This window comes from Aquabacterium sp. (genome assembly GCF_034003525.1).
In the GTDB taxonomy this organism is placed as follows: domain Bacteria; phylum Pseudomonadota; class Gammaproteobacteria; order Burkholderiales; family Burkholderiaceae_C; genus Aquabacterium.
Map to the genome: position 1 here is coordinate 1 of NZ_JAVEYN010000007.1, position 18417 is coordinate 18417.

General features: G+C 65.1%; 17 protein-coding genes. 10 read left to right on the top strand and 7 right to left on the bottom strand.

All coding sequences use genetic code 11. The features are described from left to right. Window positions 1-546: SbmA/BacA-like family transporter (locus tag RBT42_RS05825; RefSeq protein ID WP_413785860.1), on the bottom strand; the 546-nt coding region annotated here is incomplete at its 3' end. A 90-nt stretch (window positions 547-636) separates the two neighbouring features. Between RBT42_RS05825 and RBT42_RS05830 the strand changes: the two genes are divergently transcribed. Genes RBT42_RS05830 through RBT42_RS05840 form a run of 3 tightly spaced genes read left to right on the top strand, consistent with a single transcriptional unit; the run spans window position 637 to window position 2683 of the window. Beyond that, window positions 637-1872, top strand: a complete 1236-nt coding sequence (locus tag RBT42_RS05830) for a CBS domain-containing protein (RefSeq protein ID WP_320363042.1) — start codon at window positions 637-639, stop codon at window positions 1870-1872. Next, window positions 1869-2147 carry a DUF427 domain-containing protein gene (locus RBT42_RS05835; RefSeq protein ID WP_320363044.1) on the top strand — a complete coding sequence of 93 codons (279 nt, stop codon included), beginning with the start codon at window positions 1869-1871 and terminating at the stop codon, window positions 2145-2147. Before RBT42_RS05830 ends, RBT42_RS05835 begins: the two co-directional genes overlap by 4 nt. Window positions 2148-2185: 38 nt before the next feature. Next, entirely contained in the window at window positions 2186-2683 is a 498-nt protein-coding gene (locus RBT42_RS05840) for a hypothetical protein (RefSeq protein WP_320363046.1), read from the top strand. Here the strand turns inward: RBT42_RS05840 and RBT42_RS05845 are convergent. Continuing rightward, on the bottom strand, window positions 2671-2913 hold the full coding sequence (locus tag RBT42_RS05845; RefSeq protein ID WP_320363048.1) for a VF530 family protein: 243 nt from the start codon (window positions 2911-2913) through the stop codon (window positions 2671-2673). The two genes, RBT42_RS05840 and RBT42_RS05845, sit on opposite strands and share 13 nt — an antisense overlap. Before the next feature lie 164 nt (window positions 2914-3077). Here RBT42_RS05845 and RBT42_RS05850 point away from each other — a divergent pair, with 164 nt between their 5' ends. The 3 genes from RBT42_RS05850 (at window position 3078) to RBT42_RS05860 (ending at window position 6048) form a co-directional block, all read left to right on the top strand. After that, window positions 3078-4523 (top strand): DUF692 domain-containing protein, encoded by a 1446-nt coding sequence (locus RBT42_RS05850; RefSeq protein WP_320363050.1) that lies wholly within the window; start codon window positions 3078-3080, stop codon window positions 4521-4523. Between the two features lie 103 nt (window positions 4524-4626). Further along, on the top strand, window positions 4627-5217 hold the full coding sequence (locus RBT42_RS05855; protein WP_320363052.1) for a malonic semialdehyde reductase: 591 nt from the start codon (window positions 4627-4629) through the stop codon (window positions 5215-5217). 18 nt (window positions 5218-5235) lie between these two features. Beyond that, a complete protein-coding gene (locus RBT42_RS05860; RefSeq protein WP_320363054.1) occupies window positions 5236-6048 on the top strand; it encodes a hypothetical protein in 813 nt (270 codons plus the stop codon). Window positions 6049-6104: 56 nt separating this feature from the next. On the opposite strand, the gene RBT42_RS05865 is transcribed toward RBT42_RS05860, so the two are convergent. Continuing rightward, window positions 6105-9110: an EAL domain-containing protein gene (locus RBT42_RS05865; RefSeq protein WP_320363056.1), complete on the bottom strand. Its 3006-nt coding sequence runs from the start codon at window positions 9108-9110 to the stop codon at window positions 6105-6107. A gap of 167 nt (window positions 9111-9277) precedes the next feature. Here RBT42_RS05865 and RBT42_RS05870 point away from each other — a divergent pair, with 167 nt between their 5' ends. Then, complete coding sequence (locus tag RBT42_RS05870; protein WP_320363058.1) at window positions 9278-9526, top strand: hypothetical protein; 249 nt, start codon at window positions 9278-9280, stop codon at window positions 9524-9526. Window positions 9527-9611: 85 nt separating this feature from the next. Further along, window positions 9612-9848: a hypothetical protein gene (locus tag RBT42_RS05875; RefSeq protein WP_320363060.1), complete on the top strand. Its 237-nt coding sequence runs from the start codon at window positions 9612-9614 to the stop codon at window positions 9846-9848. On the opposite strand, the gene RBT42_RS05880 is transcribed toward RBT42_RS05875, so the two are convergent. The 4 genes from RBT42_RS05880 to RBT42_RS05895 all read right to left on the bottom strand — a co-directional run bounded on the left by RBT42_RS05880 (window position 9834) and on the right by RBT42_RS05895 (window position 14630). Further along, window positions 9834-10973, bottom strand: coding sequence for a flavin monoamine oxidase family protein (locus RBT42_RS05880; protein ID WP_320363062.1), 1140 nt, complete (start codon window positions 10971-10973; stop codon window positions 9834-9836). The genes RBT42_RS05875 and RBT42_RS05880 overlap by 15 nt on opposite strands. Next, a complete protein-coding gene (locus RBT42_RS05885; protein ID WP_413785861.1) occupies window positions 10970-11632 on the bottom strand; it encodes a cupin domain-containing protein in 663 nt (220 codons plus the stop codon). Before RBT42_RS05885 ends, RBT42_RS05880 begins: the two co-directional genes overlap by 4 nt. A 65-nt stretch (window positions 11633-11697) precedes the next feature. Beyond that, window positions 11698-12060, bottom strand: a complete 363-nt coding sequence (locus RBT42_RS05890) for a hypothetical protein (protein ID WP_413785865.1) — start codon at window positions 12058-12060, stop codon at window positions 11698-11700. 1535 nt (window positions 12061-13595) lie between these two features. Continuing rightward, a complete protein-coding gene (locus RBT42_RS05895; protein ID WP_320363066.1) occupies window positions 13596-14630 on the bottom strand; it encodes an AraC family transcriptional regulator in 1035 nt (344 codons plus the stop codon). 131 nt (window positions 14631-14761) lie between these two features. Between RBT42_RS05895 and RBT42_RS05900 the strand changes: the two genes are divergently transcribed. Then, window positions 14762-17251: a flavin-containing monooxygenase gene (locus RBT42_RS05900; protein ID WP_320363068.1), complete on the top strand. Its 2490-nt coding sequence runs from the start codon at window positions 14762-14764 to the stop codon at window positions 17249-17251. A 42-nt stretch (window positions 17252-17293) separates the two neighbouring features. Further along, window positions 17294-18211 carry an alpha/beta hydrolase gene (locus RBT42_RS05905; RefSeq protein WP_320363070.1) on the top strand — a complete coding sequence of 306 codons (918 nt, stop codon included), beginning with the start codon at window positions 17294-17296 and terminating at the stop codon, window positions 18209-18211. Window positions 18212-18417 lie beyond the last annotated feature (206 nt).

The following is an 18417-nucleotide window of genomic DNA, read 5'->3' on the forward strand; positions in this document are numbered from 1 at the left end:
CCATAGCACCCCGGCAAAGGCCACGAGCTGGATCACCGAAGACAGCACGATCATCGAGAAGTACAGGGACTGCTGCGTGAAAGAGTTGATGTCTTCGGCGATGCGCTGGTCCGGGTTGTCGATGCCGGCATCGGCATGGAGCCGGTAGTAGGCCCGCCCGCTGAAGTAGCGCGTCAGGAAGTGCTGGGTCAGCCAGCGGCGCCAGCGCAGGCCCAGGATGTCGCGCACGTAGTAGTACAGGCCGTAGATGGGCACGGCCGCCGCGAGGATGGCGGTGTAGCGCCAGATGGAGGCCCAAAAGCGCTCGGCGTCGCCCGCGGCCAGGGCCGAGGTGAACTCGCCCGTTTCGTGGTTGAAGAGCACGTTGAAGCCGGTCTGCCCCAGCAGCAACACAATGAGCAGGCCCAGCATGCCCATCGCCCGCCAGCGCTCCTCGGAGGTGCGCCAGTAAGGGGCCGCGATGTGGGCGAAGCGACGCCATAGTTTGGCGTTGAAACCTGGGACGGCAGCGGGGCTCATGGTGGCAAAGGGATGCAGGTGGGACATGGTAAGGCTGCGGGTTTGTCACATGCCCTCTGGACCCACGGCTTATTTCAGAGGCACCACAATGGTGCCTTCCTTGGTTCCCCTGTGCCCATGCCCGCTGCCCTGCTTCGTCGGCTCCTGCATCTGCTGACCGCCGACACGCCTGCCTTGTCTCGTCCGGAGCGCCGGCGCGCCAGCCTGGGTGCGCTGTTGAGCGTGGCCTTGAGCGCCCTGGTCTTGCCGCTGGTGCCCGGCGCCCACGCCTGGCTGATGGCGCCGATCGGGGCCAGCGTGGTGATCCTGTTCGCGCTGTCGCACAGCCCCCTGGCCCAGCCCTGGCCCGTGTTCGGCAGCTACCTGGTGGCCACACTGACCGGTCTGGCCTGTGTGACCCTGATCCCCCATGCCGGCTGGGCGGCCGCCGTCTCGGTGGGCCTGACGGTGTGGCTGATGGCGCGCATGCACTGCCTGCACCCACCGGGGGGCGCCCTGGCGCTGTTGATCGTGCACGAGCACCATGGCCGCGTGATCGATGTGTGGCACACGCTGGAGATGGTGGGCCTGAACGTGGGCGTGCTCTTGCTGGGGGCGGTGCTCATCCACCGGCTACTGTGGCGCCGGCCCTATCCCTACCAGGCCCCGGCGGACACCGCCTCCCCCCGCCACCAGACCCGGGATGCCTCCCCCTTGCAACGCGGCGGGCTGGACCACACCGACCTGGCGCACGCGGTCAAGCAGCTCGACAGCTTTGTCGACGTGCAGGAGAGCGAGCTGATCACGCTGTACAACCTGGCGGTGTCGCATGCCTTCGAGCGGCATGTGGGCCTGACCTGTGGCGACATCATGTCGCGCGACGTCGTGACGGTCGAGTTCGCCACCGAGCTGGAGGAGGCCTGGCAGCTGCTGCGCCGGCACAAGGTCAAGGCCCTGCCCGTGGTGGACAAGTTCCAGCGCCTGATCGGCATCCTGACCGTGGCCGACTTCCTGCGGCAAATGGACGACACACGCACCGCCGGCCTGGCGGCGAGCCTGCAAGGGCTGCTGCGGCGCACGCCCGGCCCGAACTCCACCAAGGCCGAGGTGGTGGGGCAGATCATGAGCGCCCAGGTCATCAGCGCCACGCCGGACACGCCGGTGGCCACCCTGGTGCAGCAGCTCAGTGACAAGGGCCTGCACCGGGTGCCGATCATCGACGAACGCCGTCAGGTGCTGGGCATGGTGACGCAGTCGGACCTGATTGCAGCGCTGTACAAGCACATTGCCCTGTCGGCCGGCGGGACCGGTGCGCCCGCCACGGCGGGCAGCTGCGCTAGCATGGGCGCCTCAATCAACAGGAGTGCGGCATGAAGGCGATCTGGAACGGTGTGGTGGTGGCAGAGAGCGACGACATCGTCACCGTGGAAGGCGAACACTACTTTCCCCAGGCAGCGCTCAAGAGCGAGTACACCAGCTTCAGCAACCACCGCACCAGCGACTGGAAGGGCCAGGCCTACTACCAGAGCCTGTTCGTCAACGGCGAGATGAAGGCCGACGCCGTCTGGCACTATCCCGAGCCCAGCGAGTCGGCGGCGAACCTGAAAGACCGCGTGGCCTTCACGGCCGGCGTGGCCATCGTCGATTGACCACCGAACTTGAGCTTGCGCACCCCAGACTGATCCCCGTGAACGATTCCGATCTCCCCTCCGAAGCCGACACCCCCGAAACGATCAAGGAAGCCCGCGTGTGGGCCGACAACGGCTGGACCGCGCGGGTCATCAAGAACGAAGACGACGACGGCTGGGCCGTGGCCATGTATGTGGACGGCGAGTCCGAGCCCGCCCTGGTCGGGCCTTGGACCATGGGCCGCGACAAGAAAAACCCCAAGCCGCTGGACGTATCGGCCTTCCACACCTTGGTCAAGACCGCCTCGGAGGTGATCCGGCGCCACGAGCAGCAGCTGCGCGCGCAATTGCACAAGAACGTGTCCGTGCAGGCGGCCGGCGCCAGCTGGCAGGTCACCCTCGACATCGTCCCCGACGAATTCGAGCCGCACGCCTTGCTGGCCGCGCTGGACGAAGAGGGCGAGCCCGTGGCCCAGGTGCGCGTGCGCCCGGACTTCAAGCTCAACAGCGCCAGCGCCATCCGCTGGATCGAGAGCGGCTTTGCTCAGCCGTCCTGACGACGGCTCTGTCGCAGCGTGTAGAGGTACAGGCCCTCGACCTTCTCACGCGCCCAGGGCGTCTTGCGCAGCACCTTGAGGCTGGAGGCGATGCTGGGGTTCTGCGCGAAGCAGCGCAGTGCAATGCGCTGGGCCAGGCCGTCCCAACCGTAGTAGTCCACCAGGTCGGTGAGGAGCCGCTCCAGCGTCAGGCCGTGCAGCGGGTTGCGGGGTTGTTCTTGGTCGCTCATGGGACGAGTTTGTAACCCAAATCAAACTAGGGATGGACGCTGGGGAAGGTCGCCCGCTAGTCTGACCGGGTCACCCAACCAGGAGCGCATCATGGCCAAAGCGCCTCGTTCACACCTTGCCGTGCTGCCATGCCCCCTGCAGGGTGGCCGATGAGGGCATCGCCATGCAAGCGCTGGGCGTGGGCGTGGTGTACTGGCCGATCCTGGCCCCCTTGCTGAGGGAGCCCAACTCGCCCGCCACGGTGGTCGAGATCGAACCGCAGGCGTTCTGGGAGATGCGCCACGACAACCGCCAAGGCTGGCGCTACCGGCCCAACGCGGCCCTGCTCGACGAGCTGGCCGCCCTGCCCCAGGCCAGGCTGATCCACGGCATGGGTCATCCGGTGGGCGGCACCGTGACCGACCCGCTCGACCACCTGAACTTGCTGCAGGACGCGGTCACGCAACTGGCGCCGGCCTGGGTCAGCGAGCACCTGAGCCTGAACCGCTTCGCGCGCCCCCAGGGTGGCCCCGAGCCGCTCGACCAGATCGAGCACGCCGGCTTTCTGCTGCCGCCCAGCCAGACACCTGCCACCGCCCGCGTGGCGGCCGACAACCTGCAGCGGCTGCGCAGCGCTGTCGACCGCCCGATGGCCTTCGAGACCGGCGTCAACTACCTGCGCCCCCAGGCCAGCGAGATGAGCGATGGCGACTTCTTCGCGGCCGTGGCCGAGACCAGCGACTGCGGCATCGTGCTGGACCTGCACAACCTGTGGTGCAACGCCTGCAACGGGCGCCAGTCGGTGGACGAGGTGATGGCCAGCCTGCCGCTGGAGCGCGTGTGGGAGGTGCACCTGGCCGGCGGCAGTCGACACGGCGCCTACTGGCTGGACGCCCACAACGGGCGGATTCCTGAGCCGGTGATCGAGCTGGCGGCACGCTGGATTCCACAGCTGCCCGCGCTGGGTGCACTGGTGTTCGAAATCCTGCCCGAGCATGTGGCCGCACTGGGACTGGACGATGTGGCTCAGGAATTGAGCCTGATGCAGACGATGTGGGCGCTGCGCGCACCACGCATGGTGCACGTGGCCCCGGGCCGAGCAACCCCACCGGCCGCCGGCCACAGCCGACCGGAAGACCACGCCGCGGTGCGCGCCTGGGAGTGCCAGCTGGCCGCCGCCTTGCATGGCGAGGCCCCACCCAACGACGCCCTGGTGCGCGACCCCGGCTGCGCGCTGCTGGCGCAGCTGATCCAGGGCTCTCGGCGGGCCAACCTGACCCGCACCCTGCGCCTCACACTCACCACCTTGCTGCTGGGTCTGGGTGAAGACGACACCGAGGCCCTGCTGCAGGCCTACGCGCGCCACAGCCCGCCGCAGCCCTGTGCCGCGCTGGAGGCCGAGCAGTTCGCGGCCTTTGTCTGGGGGCACCTCGGGCACTGGCCCCACCTGCCGCACCTGTGCGAGGTGCTGGCTTTCGAGCACGCCCTCATCCGCGCCAGCCTGCATGGCGACAGCACGCAACTGCACTGGTCGGTCGACCCGACCCAGGTGCTGGAGGCGCTGGAGGCAGGCCAGTTGCCCCCGCCCCTGCCCCCCGTGCACAGCGTCATGCACATCCAGGCGGCGTGAAGGCCCTCGTGGCTCACCTGCCCAACACCCCCACCGCCCAAACACCGAGCGCGCATCGCATAGGATGGCAACCGCATTGCCATTTCCTTTCGGAGCGCCCTCTGTGAAACAGTCCCTCGACACCGCCGCCCTCAACCAGCTCTTTGTGCAAGCCCGCACCTTCAATGGGTTCACCGACCAGGTCGTGAGCGATGCAACGATCCATCAGCTCTACGACCTGCTCAAGTGGGGTCCGACCTCGATGAACTGCCAGCCCGCGCGCTACCTCTTCCTTCGCAGCGACGCGGCCAAGGCCAAGCTGCTGCCCGCCCTGAGCCCCGGCAACGTCGACAAGACCCGCGCCGCCCCGGTGACGGTGGTGATCGCGTCAGACCTGCGCTTTCAGGATCAGCTGCCCACGCAGTTCCCCGCCTACGACGCCAAGCCGATGTTCGACGGCAACCCCGCCCTGGCCGAAACCACCGCTTTCCGCAACAGCACCCTGCAAGGCGCCTACCTGATCCTGGCCGCCCGCGCCCTGGGGCTGGACTGCGGCCCCATGACCGGTTTTGATGCGGCCCAGGTGAATGCGGCCCTCTTCCCGGAAGGCCAGTGGCGGGTCAATTTCCTGGTCAACCTGGGCTATGGTGCGCCCGATGGGGTCTATCCGCGTGGCCCGCGCCTGCCGTTTGACGACGTCGCTCGCATCCTCTGAGTGGGGTCGGCACGCGCCATGAACCGTCTGCAATCCGAATGGCGGCGCCTGTACGCACCTGCGGGCGCTGGCCGCCCTGACGGCCTCGATGCGGTGCTGCAAGCCGACCCGCTCGACGCGAGCGCCCTGGTCGATGGGCAAGGCCGCGTGCGCGCGCTGGTGCTGCAATTGGCCCGCCCGGCCGACTGGAGCGCCCTGTCGCGCGTGTGGCAGGGCGTACAGCTGGACCTGGGCTGGCCCGCACCGGCCATTGCCGTGTCCGGGAGCGACGGCCATCAGCTGTGGTTCTCGCTGCAACAGGGCGTGTCGGCGGCACAGGGCCACGCGGTCCTGCGTGGCCTGCAAGCCCGTTACCTGGGCGACATCGCCTCCGCCCGCGTGGACCTGTGGCCGGTGCACGAGGCCACCGCCCCGCACGGGGTGCGACACGCACGTCCGATCCCAGCGGAGCCTGAGCGCCCGGAGCAGTGGTCGGCCTTCGTCGCCCCCGATCTGGCGCCCGTCTTCAACGATACGCCCTGGCTCGACCTGCCGCCCAATCTGGAAGGACAGGCAGACTTGCTGGCGCGCCTGCTCAGCATCTCGCCCGCCGAGTGGGCGGCGGCGCAGGCGCCGCTCGGTGTCACCACGGCAGCCCTGCAGACAACGCCGACCGCCGCACCGCCAGCGAACGGCGCTCCAGCCACACCAGCCGCGACCGGGCACTCACCAACGGGCTCGCAGACCGACCCACATCGCTTCTTGCTCGACGTGATGAACAACGCGGCCATTGACATGGGTCTGCGCATCGAAGCCGCCAAGGCCTTGCTGCCCTACGTTCGGCCGAACTGAGCCGGCGGTGACGCCCGAGGCCCTTGCCTTCACAAGCGCGCGACCGGCGTCAGGCGTCAGGGCCGCCAGGCAGCCAGGAAGGCCTCCAGGTCGGCCACATTCAAGGGCCGGCTGAAGAGATAGCCCTGGTAGGCGTGGCAGCCTTGCCGTCCCAGGAAAGCCGACTGCGCTTCGGTTTCCACCCCCTCGGCGATCACCTTCAAACCCAGGCTCTCGGCCAGCACGATGACGGTGCGCGCAATCGCCGCATCGTTCGGGTCGTCCAGGATGTCGCGCACAAAGCCCTGGTCGATCTTGAGCTGGTCCAGCGGCAGGCGCTTGAGGTAGGCCAGCGAAGAGTAGCCGGTCCCGAAATCATCGAGCGAAAAACACACGCCGCGTGCCTTGAGCGCATCCATCTTGCGGATCACGCTCTCCACATCGGTCACCAGCGAGCTTTCGGTCAGCTCCAGTTCCAGGCGAGCCGGGTTGACCCCCGTGCGGTCGAGGATCTCGCACACATCGGCCACGAAGCGCTCCTGGCGGAGCTGCCGCGCACTCACGTTGACGGCGATGCTCAATCCCGCCTTGTCAGGGTCGCTCGCCCACTGCGCCAGCTGCGCACAGGCGGTCTCGATCACCCAGCGCCCCAGCGGCACGATCAGGCCATTGTCTTCGGCCACCGGAATGAAATCGGCCGGTGAGACCATGCCCCGCTCAGGATGGCGCCAGCGCACCAGCGCCTCCACCCCGATGATCTGCCGCTCGGCCGAGACCTGCGGCTGGTACTGCAGGAAGAACTGCCCCTTCTCCAGCGCCGACCACAGGCCCGCGTCCAGCTCGGCGCGCGCGTGGATGTCGGCCTGCATCTTCGCATCGAAGAAGCAGAGGTGGTTGCGCCCCGCCAGCTTGGCCTGCGCCATGGCCAGATCGGCGCGCTTCAAGGGCTCGTCCACGCTCTCGGCGGGGTTCTCGCCAAACAGCGTGATCCCGATGCTGGCTGAGCCGCGGTGCTCGGAGCTGCCCAGCTGGAAGGTCCGGTGCAAGGCCTGCAGGATCTTGGTGCCCACGATCTCTGCATGGCGGGCGGCCTCCATGTCGTCCTCGCTCAGCGCCTCGAGCATCACCACGAACTCGTCGCTGCCCAGACGGGCCACGGTGTCTTCCTCGCGCACGCAGCTTTGCAAGATGCGCGACACCTGCTCCAGCAGCAGGTCACCCTCGTGGTGTCCCACCGTGTCGTTGACCGACTTGAAGTTGTCGAGGTCGACCACCAGCAGCGCACCCTTGCTCTTGTGGCGGGCGCACGATCGCAAGGCGTGCTCCAGACGCTCCAGCAGCAGGCGCCGGTTGGGCAACTGAGTCAGGGGGTCGAAGAAGGCAAGCTTGCGCACCTGCTCTTCGGACGTCTTGTTCGACGTGATGTCGATGAAGGTCGACACATAGTGCGTGACGCGACCACGCTCGTCCTTGACGGCACCGATGGAGATCGCCTGCGGGTAGATCTCGCCACTCTTGCGCCGGTTCCAGATCTCGCCCTGCCAGGAGCCGCGCTCTTGCAGCTCGGACCACATCAGCGCGTAAAACGCCGCATCGTGACGGCCCGAACTGAGCAGGTGCGGCGTCTGCCCGATGACCTCGTCGGCCGCATAGCCGGTGACCTCGGTGAACGCCGCGTTGACACGCACGATGCGCTGCTGCGCGTCGGTGATCAGCATGGCCACCTGGGAGTTGAAGGCCGTGGCCGCAATGCGCAGGTTCTCATCGGCCTGTTTGCGCTCCGTGATGTCGCGGGCGGACCCGAAGACCACCGGCTGACCATGCAGATCCAGCGAGAAGGCCGTGATCTCGACCGCACGCTCGCTGCCATCCCGACGGCGGTGCGTGGTCTCGAAGGTGGTCACCTCGCGCGAGGCATGGACGCGCGCAATCAACGCACGGATTTCCGCCTCGGACAAGGCGACGTCCCACTGCGTCACGCTCATGCCGATGGCCTCTTGGCGCGACACCCCCAGCATGCGACAGAAGGAATCGCTGGCCTCGATCACCCGCCCCTGCAGGTCGATGATGTGGATGCCGTCGCTGGCGTTCTGCAACAGGATCTGGCTGCGGCGGTGGGCCCGCTCGTTCGCGCGGATCAGGCGCCACAGCAGCCAGGCGGTGCACACGGTCACCAGCAGGAACAGGCCTGACAGGATGGCGGCCTTGCGCACGTCGTCACGCCACTGCGCCAGATAATCGTCCTCGCCCATGCCCACTACCACGAAGGCCGGCATCAGGGCGAGCTTGCGATAGGCATTGGTGCGGTTGACGCCATCGGCGGTGCGTGCGCTGTAAAAGGTGGCGTGTGACTGCCCCGAGGCGAGCAGGTCGGCCAGCTCCTGCGAGCCGCCCCGGCGTCCGATCTGGCCAGCCGGCGCATCCAGGCGCGGGGCCCGTGCGATCAGGGTCATGTCGGTGTCACGCATCAGCGCAATGCCCCGCGCCCCCATTTTCAGGCCCGACAGCAGTTCCTGAAAGTGCCTGACCGGCACGGCCGCGGTGACCACGCCCGCAAAACGGCCGTCGGGATGGTTGTAGCGGCGCGAAAACACCGTGATCCAGTCACCCGCAATGCGTCCGTACAGCAGCTTGCTCGCCTGCGTGCGCCCGTCGTTGTGGGCCTGGTGGGCGACGAAGAAATCGCGATCGCCATAGTTCACGCGGGTGTCGGGTGTCACGCGGTGCCCCAACATGACATTGCCCCGCTCATCGGAGACGCGCAACTCCGCGATCTGCGCCAGCCAATTGTGATGGAAAGTCACCAGCGCCCCCACCTCCGGATCGTCCAGCAGCGTCTGGTTGCGCAGGGCGCGCTCCAGGTGCAGTTGCACTTCGCGCAGGGACTGGTCGATCCCACGGATCGAAGACGACACGTTCTGGTCCAGCAGCAAGGCCAGGTTGTCGACCGTGGTGCGCACCTCGGCCTCCTTGCGCAGCTTGGCTTCGCCCAAGGCCACCGTGAACAGTCCGACAAGGAACAGGTTCAAGGCCACGACCGTGGCCACCAGGGCCAGGAGGATGGTCTTTCTTCTCTGTTGCATGACGGAGGGAGGCGACACGTCGGTACGGGGCAAGGAAAGCGGGCAAGACGGGCGTCAGGCCCTGGCGGGATGTCATTCTGCCTTGGAATGAGATCCATTCCATCCGACCGCTTTCCATGAATGTGCAAGGTGGCTACGATGGGCTGTCTCGGCACAGGAGTCTCGTCATGGACCATCAAGTCACACGCGGCGTCGACCAGGAAGAGGCCATTGGCGCCCACAGCGGGTTTCGCATCCGCGTGGTGACCGCCTGGGACGCGCCCAACCGACAGTTTGTGGTCAGCGCCTATGTGCGCGGCTCGGAAACCGAGGAAGAAGTGAAGATGCCCACCGAGGGGCGGCACTTCGCCCTGATGCAGGACGCGGAGGATCATGGCTTTGCCGTGGCCACCGCATGGATTGACCAGCAGGCGTGAGCGGCACGCCACCGAGCCTCATGGCGGCAGGTCTTGCCCTGACAATCGCGCCTGGCTCTCTTTGCACCTCTTTGCCCCCACGCTCATGAAAACGTACGACATCGAAATTCAGCGCCTGAAATCTGCCCGGCACCACAAAGGCCTGATCGAACTGGGCGTGGAAGTGCTGGTGCAGCCGCGCCCGGCGCGCGAAGAAGGCGGCGTCATCAGCTGCCTGTCGCTGGAAGTGGACGACGCGCGCACCCTGATGCTCCTGCTCAAGCAGCAGATCGCGGAGCTGGACAAGCTGCAACCGCGCAGCCGGCGATCAGGGCGCTGCTGAGCGGGCGGCCGCCAGACATTCCCGCACACCCCGGATGGCCGCGTCGACCGCGCCGGCCAGGTAACCCGGGAACTGCTGCGACCACTCGCTGCCGATGCCGGTCAGACAACCCTGCCAAGGCCCGCTGTCGGCACGGCTGGGCGGAGCCTCGCCGTGCTGCCCTCCGGCGTCCTGGTCCGCCTCCGTGGCGGTCAACGGGTCCATCGCCCAGTCCTTCAAGGCATCGGCAATGGGCGTGGCAGCACGCTCACCGAACAGCCGCCCCAGTTGCGCCCGGCAGTGCGCACGCAGCTCGGCCTCGCTGACCTGGCGACGCACCCGCGCGGGCACCCCCACAAAGCCAAACAGCGCCGCATGGCCATCGGGCATGGAGACGTCGTGAACCTCGGCCATCGGCCCCAGGGCACTTCGTGCGGCGCCAGACAGGCGCTGCTCGCGCCAGAACGTCGTGTCGTAAAGGGCCACGTACTTCGCGTGCGGCGCCATCCAGGTCGGCGTGGCACGCCAGCGGCTAGCCAGTTCGGGCGGCAGCGGCGGCTCGAAGGCGATGCGCGCCTCGGCCAGGCGAGGCGGCAGCGCCAGCAGCGCCTGCTCGACACGCCAGGTGTGGCGCTCCCCCGCTGCATCATCGCAGTGCAGTTCAATGTGAGAGCCGCGCTGGCACAGGCGCCGCACGGTCTGCCCCGTGTGCAAGCGGGTGTGCTGGAGCCGAGCACAGATCGCGGCGATCAGCACGCCCGTGCCGCCGGCCAAGCGCATCGAGGGGGGCGAGGTGGCGTACCCCTTCATGCGCAGCGGCACCTCGTGGGGCGATCGTTCGACGAGCAGGTCGCCGTCTTCGAATTGCGCAAAGCGCTGCAGCCCGAGTTCCGTCACGAGCCGATCGAGCTGAGGCTGGAAATCGGGCCAGAACCAGCTGGGTCCGAGGTCGAAGCGGTCGAGCGCCGACGCGCTGGCATCCACAACCGCTCCGCGGGCATCCACCGACAGGATGCGGCCGCCCAGCGTGTGACGCGCCTCGAACAGCACGACGTCGCGCATGCCCTGCTGTTCCAGCAGCAGGGCCGCGGTGAGCCCACTGAGACCGCCGCCAATGATGGCGACACGTGCACTGGTCTGGCTCATGCGATGAGCACTGCCAGATGGCCCGTCTTGAGGTAGATCGTCACGCCGGCGGCGCCTGCCGTGAGCGCACAGCTGTGGCCCGGCGGCAGGCGCATCCAGCTGCCACGTGCGAACCGTTCATGCCCCTCGCTCAGTTGACCATCGAGCACCAGCAACTCCGCACCGCCCTGCGTGTCCACGCGGACCGGGGCGCCAGACGGGAACCGTTGAAGGCTCACCTGCTCATGTGAGCTCTCATACAGCGGACACACCTCCTTGTCGCCTGCTCGGTGCCACAAGGCTGAGTCACGGGTGTTGGCCCGCACCGTGGTCGACTCGCCTGCTGCCATCTGCCAGAGCTTCACGAAGATCAGCGCGCCGTCGAGGCTCGAGGGCTGATGCGACGAGCCTGGTGGATTGCGCAGGTACCAGCCAGGCCCGTAGTCGCCGCTGTCATCCGAGAAGGTGCCGGACAGCACGAGGATTTCCTCACCGCCCGGATGCCCGTGCGTAGGAAAAATGGAGTTGGGTTGGTAGCGCACGAGGCTTGTCGCACGGGCCCGCTCGGCGCCGATGCGGTCGAGCATCACGCGCTCGACGCCCGGCTGAGGCGAGGCCACCCAGCGGTGATCTTCGGCCGTCACGACAGCCCGACGTGAAAAATCCGAGTGAATGAGCATGGCAGTGGTGAGTCGACAAACACGGAAGACCGCATCGTAGGCCTTCGATCGCGGGAGGAAGCGCCTCAGACCTTGAGCGAGCGCTCAATGTCCGTCAGCTTGTAGCGTGCCAGCGCCAGATTGCCCTTGGCCTTGTCCAGCACCAGGTAGAGGAACAGGCCCTGGTTGTTGGGCACAAATCGGATCAGGTGGTATTGATCTGCCAGGGTGATGAGGATGTCTTCAATGCCGCGACGCAGGCCCAGCGACTCCATGGTCTTGAGCTTGGCGTTGACCACCTGCGTGTTCCCCGCTGCCGCCAGATCCAGATTGAGGCCGCCGCCCGCCTGGGCCAGGCACATGCCGCTGCGGTAGTCCACCAGAGCGGCCGCCATGGCGCCATCAATGGTCATTGCGGCGTCCATGCATTGCTTCAGGTTCGAGCTCATATTGTTGTCCTGTGAGAAGTTGTGGGATGGTTGAAGTGCCAGGTCGGCCATGGCGCTGAGCTTGCCCAGTTGCTCCATCAGCACGAACCAGAACGTCTGGGGGCTGCTGTCAGGCAACTGATAGGCCAGCATGCGCGCCGCCTGCTCAGGGGGAAGCGCCTTGAAAACGGTGGTCTCCACCAGGGCGTTGGGCATCAGGAAAGCCCAGACCGGCGTGTCGGTGAGCGGCGCCAGCAAGGCCAGCGCAGCCCGCAAGGTGGGCGCCGAGCCCGGACCGACCAGCAAGATGGTGGCGGCGCAGTCCGGCGCTGGCGCCGTCAGTTCGTCGACCACGGCGGGGCGGTGCCAGTCGAGCCGGGGAGCCACGGATACGCCACCCAGCGCGATCTGACGCCAGCAACCACTCTCGGCGCTCGTGGTGACGCCCAACTCCCGCAGGGCGTACAGGCCGAGCCTGGCGGTGAGGTCGATCACATTGACGGTGGGAGGTGGGCTAACGGCCATGACAATCCTGTGGAACTACGGGCACGGCGGAAGTGTCGTCAATTTGGCGCGCTTTTTGTGCGCCTAAAGCCATCAAATCCGACTCATTGATGAGTCAAATGCAGAACAGATAACGTTCATGGACCGACGTGCAGACCGCCACGCGAACGTCAATGAAGGTGCTGGCGATGGAGACGCGCGAAGCGCCCGGTAGCGCCCGACGTGCAGAGGATCCTGCTTGGGCAGCCTGACCTGAGCCAGAAAGCACGACGGGCCAGTGCCCAGCCAGGACATTGGCCCGTCCATCAAGGTACCTCAGGCAAGGAGGCATTCGCCGTTACTGCAGCACCTTCGACTTGGATGCGATGTTTTCAACGTTCATGGTCGAAAATCATTATTTTTGACAAATAAAGTCGTAAACATCACTCACTGTGAGGCAAGGACTTACGACACGGATTAACAGATCGGTGAGATGCCGAAGTCGTAAACATCGCCCCTCGGGAGAACCTCTCCGCCGTAGGGCGCCAACGTAGCTGCTAATGGCGCCACATTTTTGCGACTGACGGACGCTAGTTCTTGCGACTGACCTTTAGAGCATCGAAGCTCTGCTCTAGGACTCCTTCAGGCTGATCTGAGACGTTCGAGACGAATGCCTGAACGACCGCTGTCGCCAACATCGCTCATTGAGTGTCGATGACCTCACACGATGACGTTACACCCGACGTCACTCTGTCGAGCGTGCTGTCGATGCGCAGGTTGAAGAGCGCGTGTTCTCGCACTCTGCCCTACGATGTTGCCCTTATTCCAAGGCTCGCGAGAGGTGGCGTTGCCAGTGGTGCCCATGATGGTCTCCCATCGAGTTGCGTAACGTGCAGGCCTGCGCCACAGGCATTCAAGGCGTTACCTCGTGTCAACTACGGGGAGGTGCCCCGGCTCATACCGAAGGACAGCGGCCCTTCCTGTCACCGTTCAGGACGAACACTTCCCGCCTGCGCGGATGCACCGGCATAGATGTTGGGTGAGTGTCGCAAGAAGTCATTCGGTGGAATCAATCAGGTCAAACCACCTCTTGCAGATATTCGACCGACACTAGGAGCCACACCGAACCATCGCTTGTACGCTTGGGAGAAGCTGGACAGGTCGCTGAAGCCCATGCGCTCGGAGATCTCGGAGAGCGACAACGTTGCATCCGCCAGCAACTGATTGGCTTGTCGGCCGCGCACTTCGGCCAGCAGCATCCTGTAGGAGATGCCTTCATTTTGAAGGCGCCGCTTCAGTGTCCTGTCGCTGAGACCGAGCGCACGCCCAGCCTGATGCAAATCAGGCGTCATGTTGAGCGGTGCCGCTGCCAGATATTGGCGTATGTATTCGCTGGTACCCAGACGGGCGCGGCGCCGCTCCATCAATTCCTCGCAGGCTCGCTCGCACATGGCCACCGTGACGGGATTGGCCTGAGGAAGTCGCACACTCAACAGCTTGCGATCAGCAGACAGGCTGTTGCTGCTGGCACCCAATTCAGGACGGACGCACCCGATGCGCAGAAGACCGTCCAGCCACTCGGGAGCACGTTCCACGGTGTGCTGGAGGGTGAACCGTGACAAAGCGAAATCCGACCCCATGACCTCCTTGAGTAGGCGGGAGGCTGCCGCTACATCGCGCTCGACCAGGAAGCGCTGAACCGCCGGCTCGACGTTCGGGGCCTCGAAGGTCAGCGTGTACATCTCACTGTCCAGATCCCCCGAGATGCGGCAGAAGGCAAACGTCAAGGGGATGAAGCGCAAGGCCATCGTCAACGCGTCGGCAACGGTCGCGCAACTGATGAGGCCCAAGCCCCATAGTCCATAGGACGCGAAGTTGTAGCGCACGCCCACTTCCAACCCCAGTCCAGGTTGCCTGCATGCGCGAATGAGGTTGCCCACCACACACAGTTCCTGGCTGGCATCGATTTCGATGGCTGGATCTTCCAGGTCAGTCGCTTTCAAGCGGGAGCCCGCCAGGATCTTGGCGATGTCCAGCCCCTGCTCCTGGCCAAACTCGGCCAAAAGCCGGACGCTCGCCGGACTGCGCTTGAAGTCCCAGAAGTTCATGGATGGGTGGGTGAATACCGAGATGAGTGGCCCAAATCATAAAGTGTTTGACCTCAGTCAACATTCTCAGCTCCGGTGGTTTTGCGCATGATCTGCCCTCATCGAACAGACCTTTGGCGAAGTTGTTAAACATGCAGCGAATCGGCTCTGAGGGAAGTCCCCCTCTTCACACCATCATCATCGGCACCGGCTTTGCGGGCATCGGAATGGCCATCGCTTTAAAGAAGGCAGGCCTGGGCGATTTCCTCATCCTTGAAAAACAGCACGATGTCGGCGGCGTATGGCGAGACAACACCTATCCAGGTGCCGCCTGCGATGTGCCGTCGCACCTGTACTCGTTCTCGTTTGAGCCCAATCCGAACTGGTCCAGGGTGTTCGCGCCTCAAGCCGAGATTCATCAATACCTGCAGCACTGTGCCGAGAAATACGGCCTGCTGCCTTCCATTCGCTTTGGCTGTGAAGTGGCGCAAGCGCGCTTCCACGAAGAGCTCGCGCTGTGGACCGTGACCTTGACCAGTGGCCAGGTCTTGCAAGCCCGTTTTCTGGTCACGGCCACAGGGCAGCTCAGCCGCCCCGTCTATCCCAAGCTGGAAGGGATGGACAGCTTCCAGGGGCATGTTTGTCACTCCGCCCGCTGGGACCACCGCTATGACATGACAGGCAAGCGCGTCGCGGTGATCGGCACGGGGGCTTCAGCCATCCAGTTTGTGCCCGCCATCGCGAGCCAAGTGAGTCAGCTGACGGTGTTTCAGCGCTCGGCCGCCTACATCTTGCCGCGCCCCGACGGTCCGTATGCAGGCTGGCGCAAGACCTTGTTCAGGATGGTGCCCTGGACGATGGCCCTGCACAGGGCTCGCATCTATGCCCAATACGAAAGCCGGGCACTCGGCTTCACTCACATCAAGGCCTTGATGGAGCTGTTGGGGGGGCGCCCCTTCAAGGCAATGCTTCAGCGGCAAGTGCAAGACCCGAAGCTGCGTGCGCAACTGACGCCTGACTACCAGATCGGGTGCAAGCGCATCCTGCTGTCCAACGATTACCTGGCGACCATGGCCAAGCCCAGCGTGAACCTGGTGACCCAGGGCATTCGCCGCATCACGGCCGATGGTGTCGAGACGGTGGATGGCCAGCACCATCCTGCTGATGCCATCGTCTACGGCACCGGCTTCGCGGCCACCGAGTTCCTGGCGCCCATGAGGATCACCGGGCGCGAAGGACTGGAGCTCAATGAGGCGTGGCGCCAAGGCGCACAAGCCTATCTGGGCATGACAGTGCCGGGCTTCCCCAATTTCTTCATGCTCTATGGTCCCAACACCAACCTGGGCCACAACTCCATCATCTACATGCTGGAAAGCCAGATTGCGCATGTCTTGCGGTGCATGAAGGCCGCGCAAAAGGTAGGCGCCAGCACGATAGAGGTCGACGCGCAACGCTACGCCCGCTTCAATGGCGCCATCCAAAAGCGTTTGAGGTCCACCGTGTGGCAAGGCTGCAAGAGTTGGTATGTGGATGCAAACGGGCACAACAGCACGAACTGGCCGGGCTTCACCTTCGGCTACCGCTGGCTCACACGTTACTCATCGCTCAAGGCCTACAACTTCACCGAGCCGAGAGGTGGCGATGGGACGGTTGTGCGGCATGCCGAGCCACTGGGTGGGGTGGAGTCCTTCACCGCAAGCATGTTGAGGACGCTTCTGCGCGTGACGTTCAAGGCCCTCATTCGACCGCCTGTGGGGGTGAGTACACAACGCTTCATCGTGAGCGCCTTGTCACGCCTGATGCCCTGTGATAAACGTGTCCAGATCGCACGCTGTGAGATTGCAGGCATCACCACCGAAGTGATTTCGCCCAGGCAGGTCGAGGGACAGGCTGAAGCCCATGGCACCACCGTCCTCTACCTGCATGGCGGCGGCTTCTGCGTGGGCAGTGCCCGAACCCACCGCTGTCTGACAACGCGCATGGCCGCTGCCGGCCAGACGGTCTGGATCCCAGAGTACCGGCTGGCGCCAGAGCATCCTCACCCCGCTGCCCTCGAAGACGCACTGAGCTGCTATCGCCATTTGCTCCAACGAGGTGTGCCACCCCGGCAGATCGTGGTGTGTGGCGATTCTGCGGGCGGTGGGTTGGCTCTGAGCCTGGCGTTGACGCTGCGCGATGCGGGCGAGCCTTTGCCTGCCGGGCTGATGCTGCTGTCGCCGTTCCTGGACACGAGCTTGTCAAGCGAGACCATCCAGTCCGCTTCGGCGCGCGATCCCATGCTCAATGTGGCCTGGTTGAAGCAGGCCGTGCGCTGGTATGCACCGGACAAGAACGCACATCTTCTGCAAGCCGATCTACAGGGCCTGCCGCCCATGCTGATTCAAGTGGGTGACCAGGAGATCCTGGCATCCGACTCGACCCGATTGAGCACCCGTGCCGCGAGTTGTGGTGTGCCTTGCCAGTTGGAGGTGTACACAGGCCGTTGGCATGTGTTCCAACTTCAGGCGGCCTTCCTTGCCTCGAGTGCAAACGCCGTGAGCCGCCTGGTCGCGTTCGCAGCGCAGAGGACGCAAGGCCAAGCACCTCGACATGCTTGGTTTGTGACCGCAGGAGAGCCCATCGGCAAGGCCATGGTTCTTTGACCCCTCACGTTCACCGCATTCAATGACCTTCGGAGCTCCAAAGTGAAGTCTCGCCGTTATCCAGACACGTCGCATGTGCGCGTGCGCGCCATCAAGTCCACCTTCACCGCAGAGGGTGCGCTGTGCGGTGCAACACTCCACGTGCCGGAGGACACGCGCACCGATCAGCAGTTGCCCGCCATCCTCATGCTGGGTGGCTGGGGCAGCGTTCAGATGGCAATGACCTCCTCGTTCACCCACAGCTTTGTCGAAGCCGGCTTTGCGGTGATGGAGTTCGACTATCCGGGCTGGGGCGCCAGTGGCGGCTTTCCGCGGCAAGGCATCAACCCCTGGCGTAGAACGCGCGTGGCCGATACAGTGCTGGCTCACCTGAAGTCGCAGCCCATGGTGGACGCTCATCAAATCACGCTGTGGGGCACGTCCTTTGGCGGCGGGCATGTGGTCGATCTGGCATCTCAGCATCCTGAGCTCACGGGCGCCATCATCCAGGTGCCCATGCTTGACGGCCGGGCCGCGACCTTCGCCACACCGTTGGGTCGGCTCCTGAAGCTGAGCATGCTCGGCCTGCTGGATCTGATCAAGCCTGGCGCGTTGATCTACGTTCCGACCATCTCGCGCGAGGGTGAATTTGGCACCATGGACCGTGACGGGGCCTGGGATGCAATGGAGCGCGCCATGGCGGCTCTGCCTCATCTCGGCTACGACAACCGCGTGGCGGCGAAGTCTGCGCTCACCATGCCGTTTTATCGGCCCTGGCTTCGTCTAAAGGATGTGAAGGTCCCGATGCTGATGATCGGCGCCACCAGTGACACGGTTGCCCCTTTCGTGTCAGACAAGGTTCGGCGTGTCGGCAATCCGAATGTGCAGGTGATCGAGATCGACGCCGACCATTTCGATCCCTACTTCGATCCGCTATTTCCAGAGGTGCTGGCACACCAATTGAAGTTTCTGCGTCGGTGAACGTGCTACCAGTTGGTGGGTGAGTCCTCCTGGGGGGGAGGATGAGGCTAAAGCAGCACCTGCCCAATCTCGCTTTTTCGTCGGCTTGGTGCTGCCAAGGCGAAGTCAGCTTCGGGCTCTGAGTGCGGTCGTTCGAGTGAGGGGCACGAACGGCTGCTATCAGCCTTTAGCGGTCAGACACCACTGTCCGTTTCCCGATCTCAGCC

Bases quoted from the DNA above. Each gene is read 5' to 3' on its own strand.
- RBT42_RS05830 (WP_320363042.1), top strand. From the start codon at position 637: ATGCCCGCTGCCCTGCTTCGTCGGCTCCTGCATCTGCTGACCGCCGAC.
- RBT42_RS05835 (WP_320363044.1), top strand. From the start codon at position 1,869: ATGAAGGCGATCTGGAACGGTGTGGTGGTGGCAGAGAGCGACGACATC.
- RBT42_RS05845 (WP_320363048.1), bottom strand. From the start codon at position 2,913: ATGAGCGACCAAGAACAACCCCGCAACCCGCTGCACGGCCTGACGCTG.
- RBT42_RS05850 (WP_320363050.1), top strand. From the start codon at position 3,078: ATGCAAGCGCTGGGCGTGGGCGTGGTGTACTGGCCGATCCTGGCCCCC.
- RBT42_RS05860 (WP_320363054.1), top strand. From the start codon at position 5,236: ATGAACCGTCTGCAATCCGAATGGCGGCGCCTGTACGCACCTGCGGGC.
- RBT42_RS05865 (WP_320363056.1), bottom strand. From the start codon at position 9,110: ATGCAACAGAGAAGAAAGACCATCCTCCTGGCCCTGGTGGCCACGGTC.
- RBT42_RS05870 (WP_320363058.1), top strand. From the start codon at position 9,278: ATGGACCATCAAGTCACACGCGGCGTCGACCAGGAAGAGGCCATTGGC.
- RBT42_RS05875 (WP_320363060.1), top strand. From the start codon at position 9,612: ATGAAAACGTACGACATCGAAATTCAGCGCCTGAAATCTGCCCGGCAC.
- RBT42_RS05880 (WP_320363062.1), bottom strand. From the start codon at position 10,973: ATGAGCCAGACCAGTGCACGTGTCGCCATCATTGGCGGCGGTCTCAGT.
- RBT42_RS05885 (WP_413785861.1), bottom strand. From the start codon at position 11,632: ATGCTCATTCACTCGGATTTTTCACGTCGGGCTGTCGTGACGGCCGAA.
- RBT42_RS05890 (WP_413785865.1), bottom strand. From the start codon at position 12,060: ATGAGCTCGAACCTGAAGCAATGCATGGACGCCGCAATGACCATTGAT.
- RBT42_RS05895 (WP_320363066.1), bottom strand. From the start codon at position 14,630: ATGAACTTCTGGGACTTCAAGCGCAGTCCGGCGAGCGTCCGGCTTTTG.
- RBT42_RS05900 (WP_320363068.1), top strand. From the start codon at position 14,762: ATGCAGCGAATCGGCTCTGAGGGAAGTCCCCCTCTTCACACCATCATC.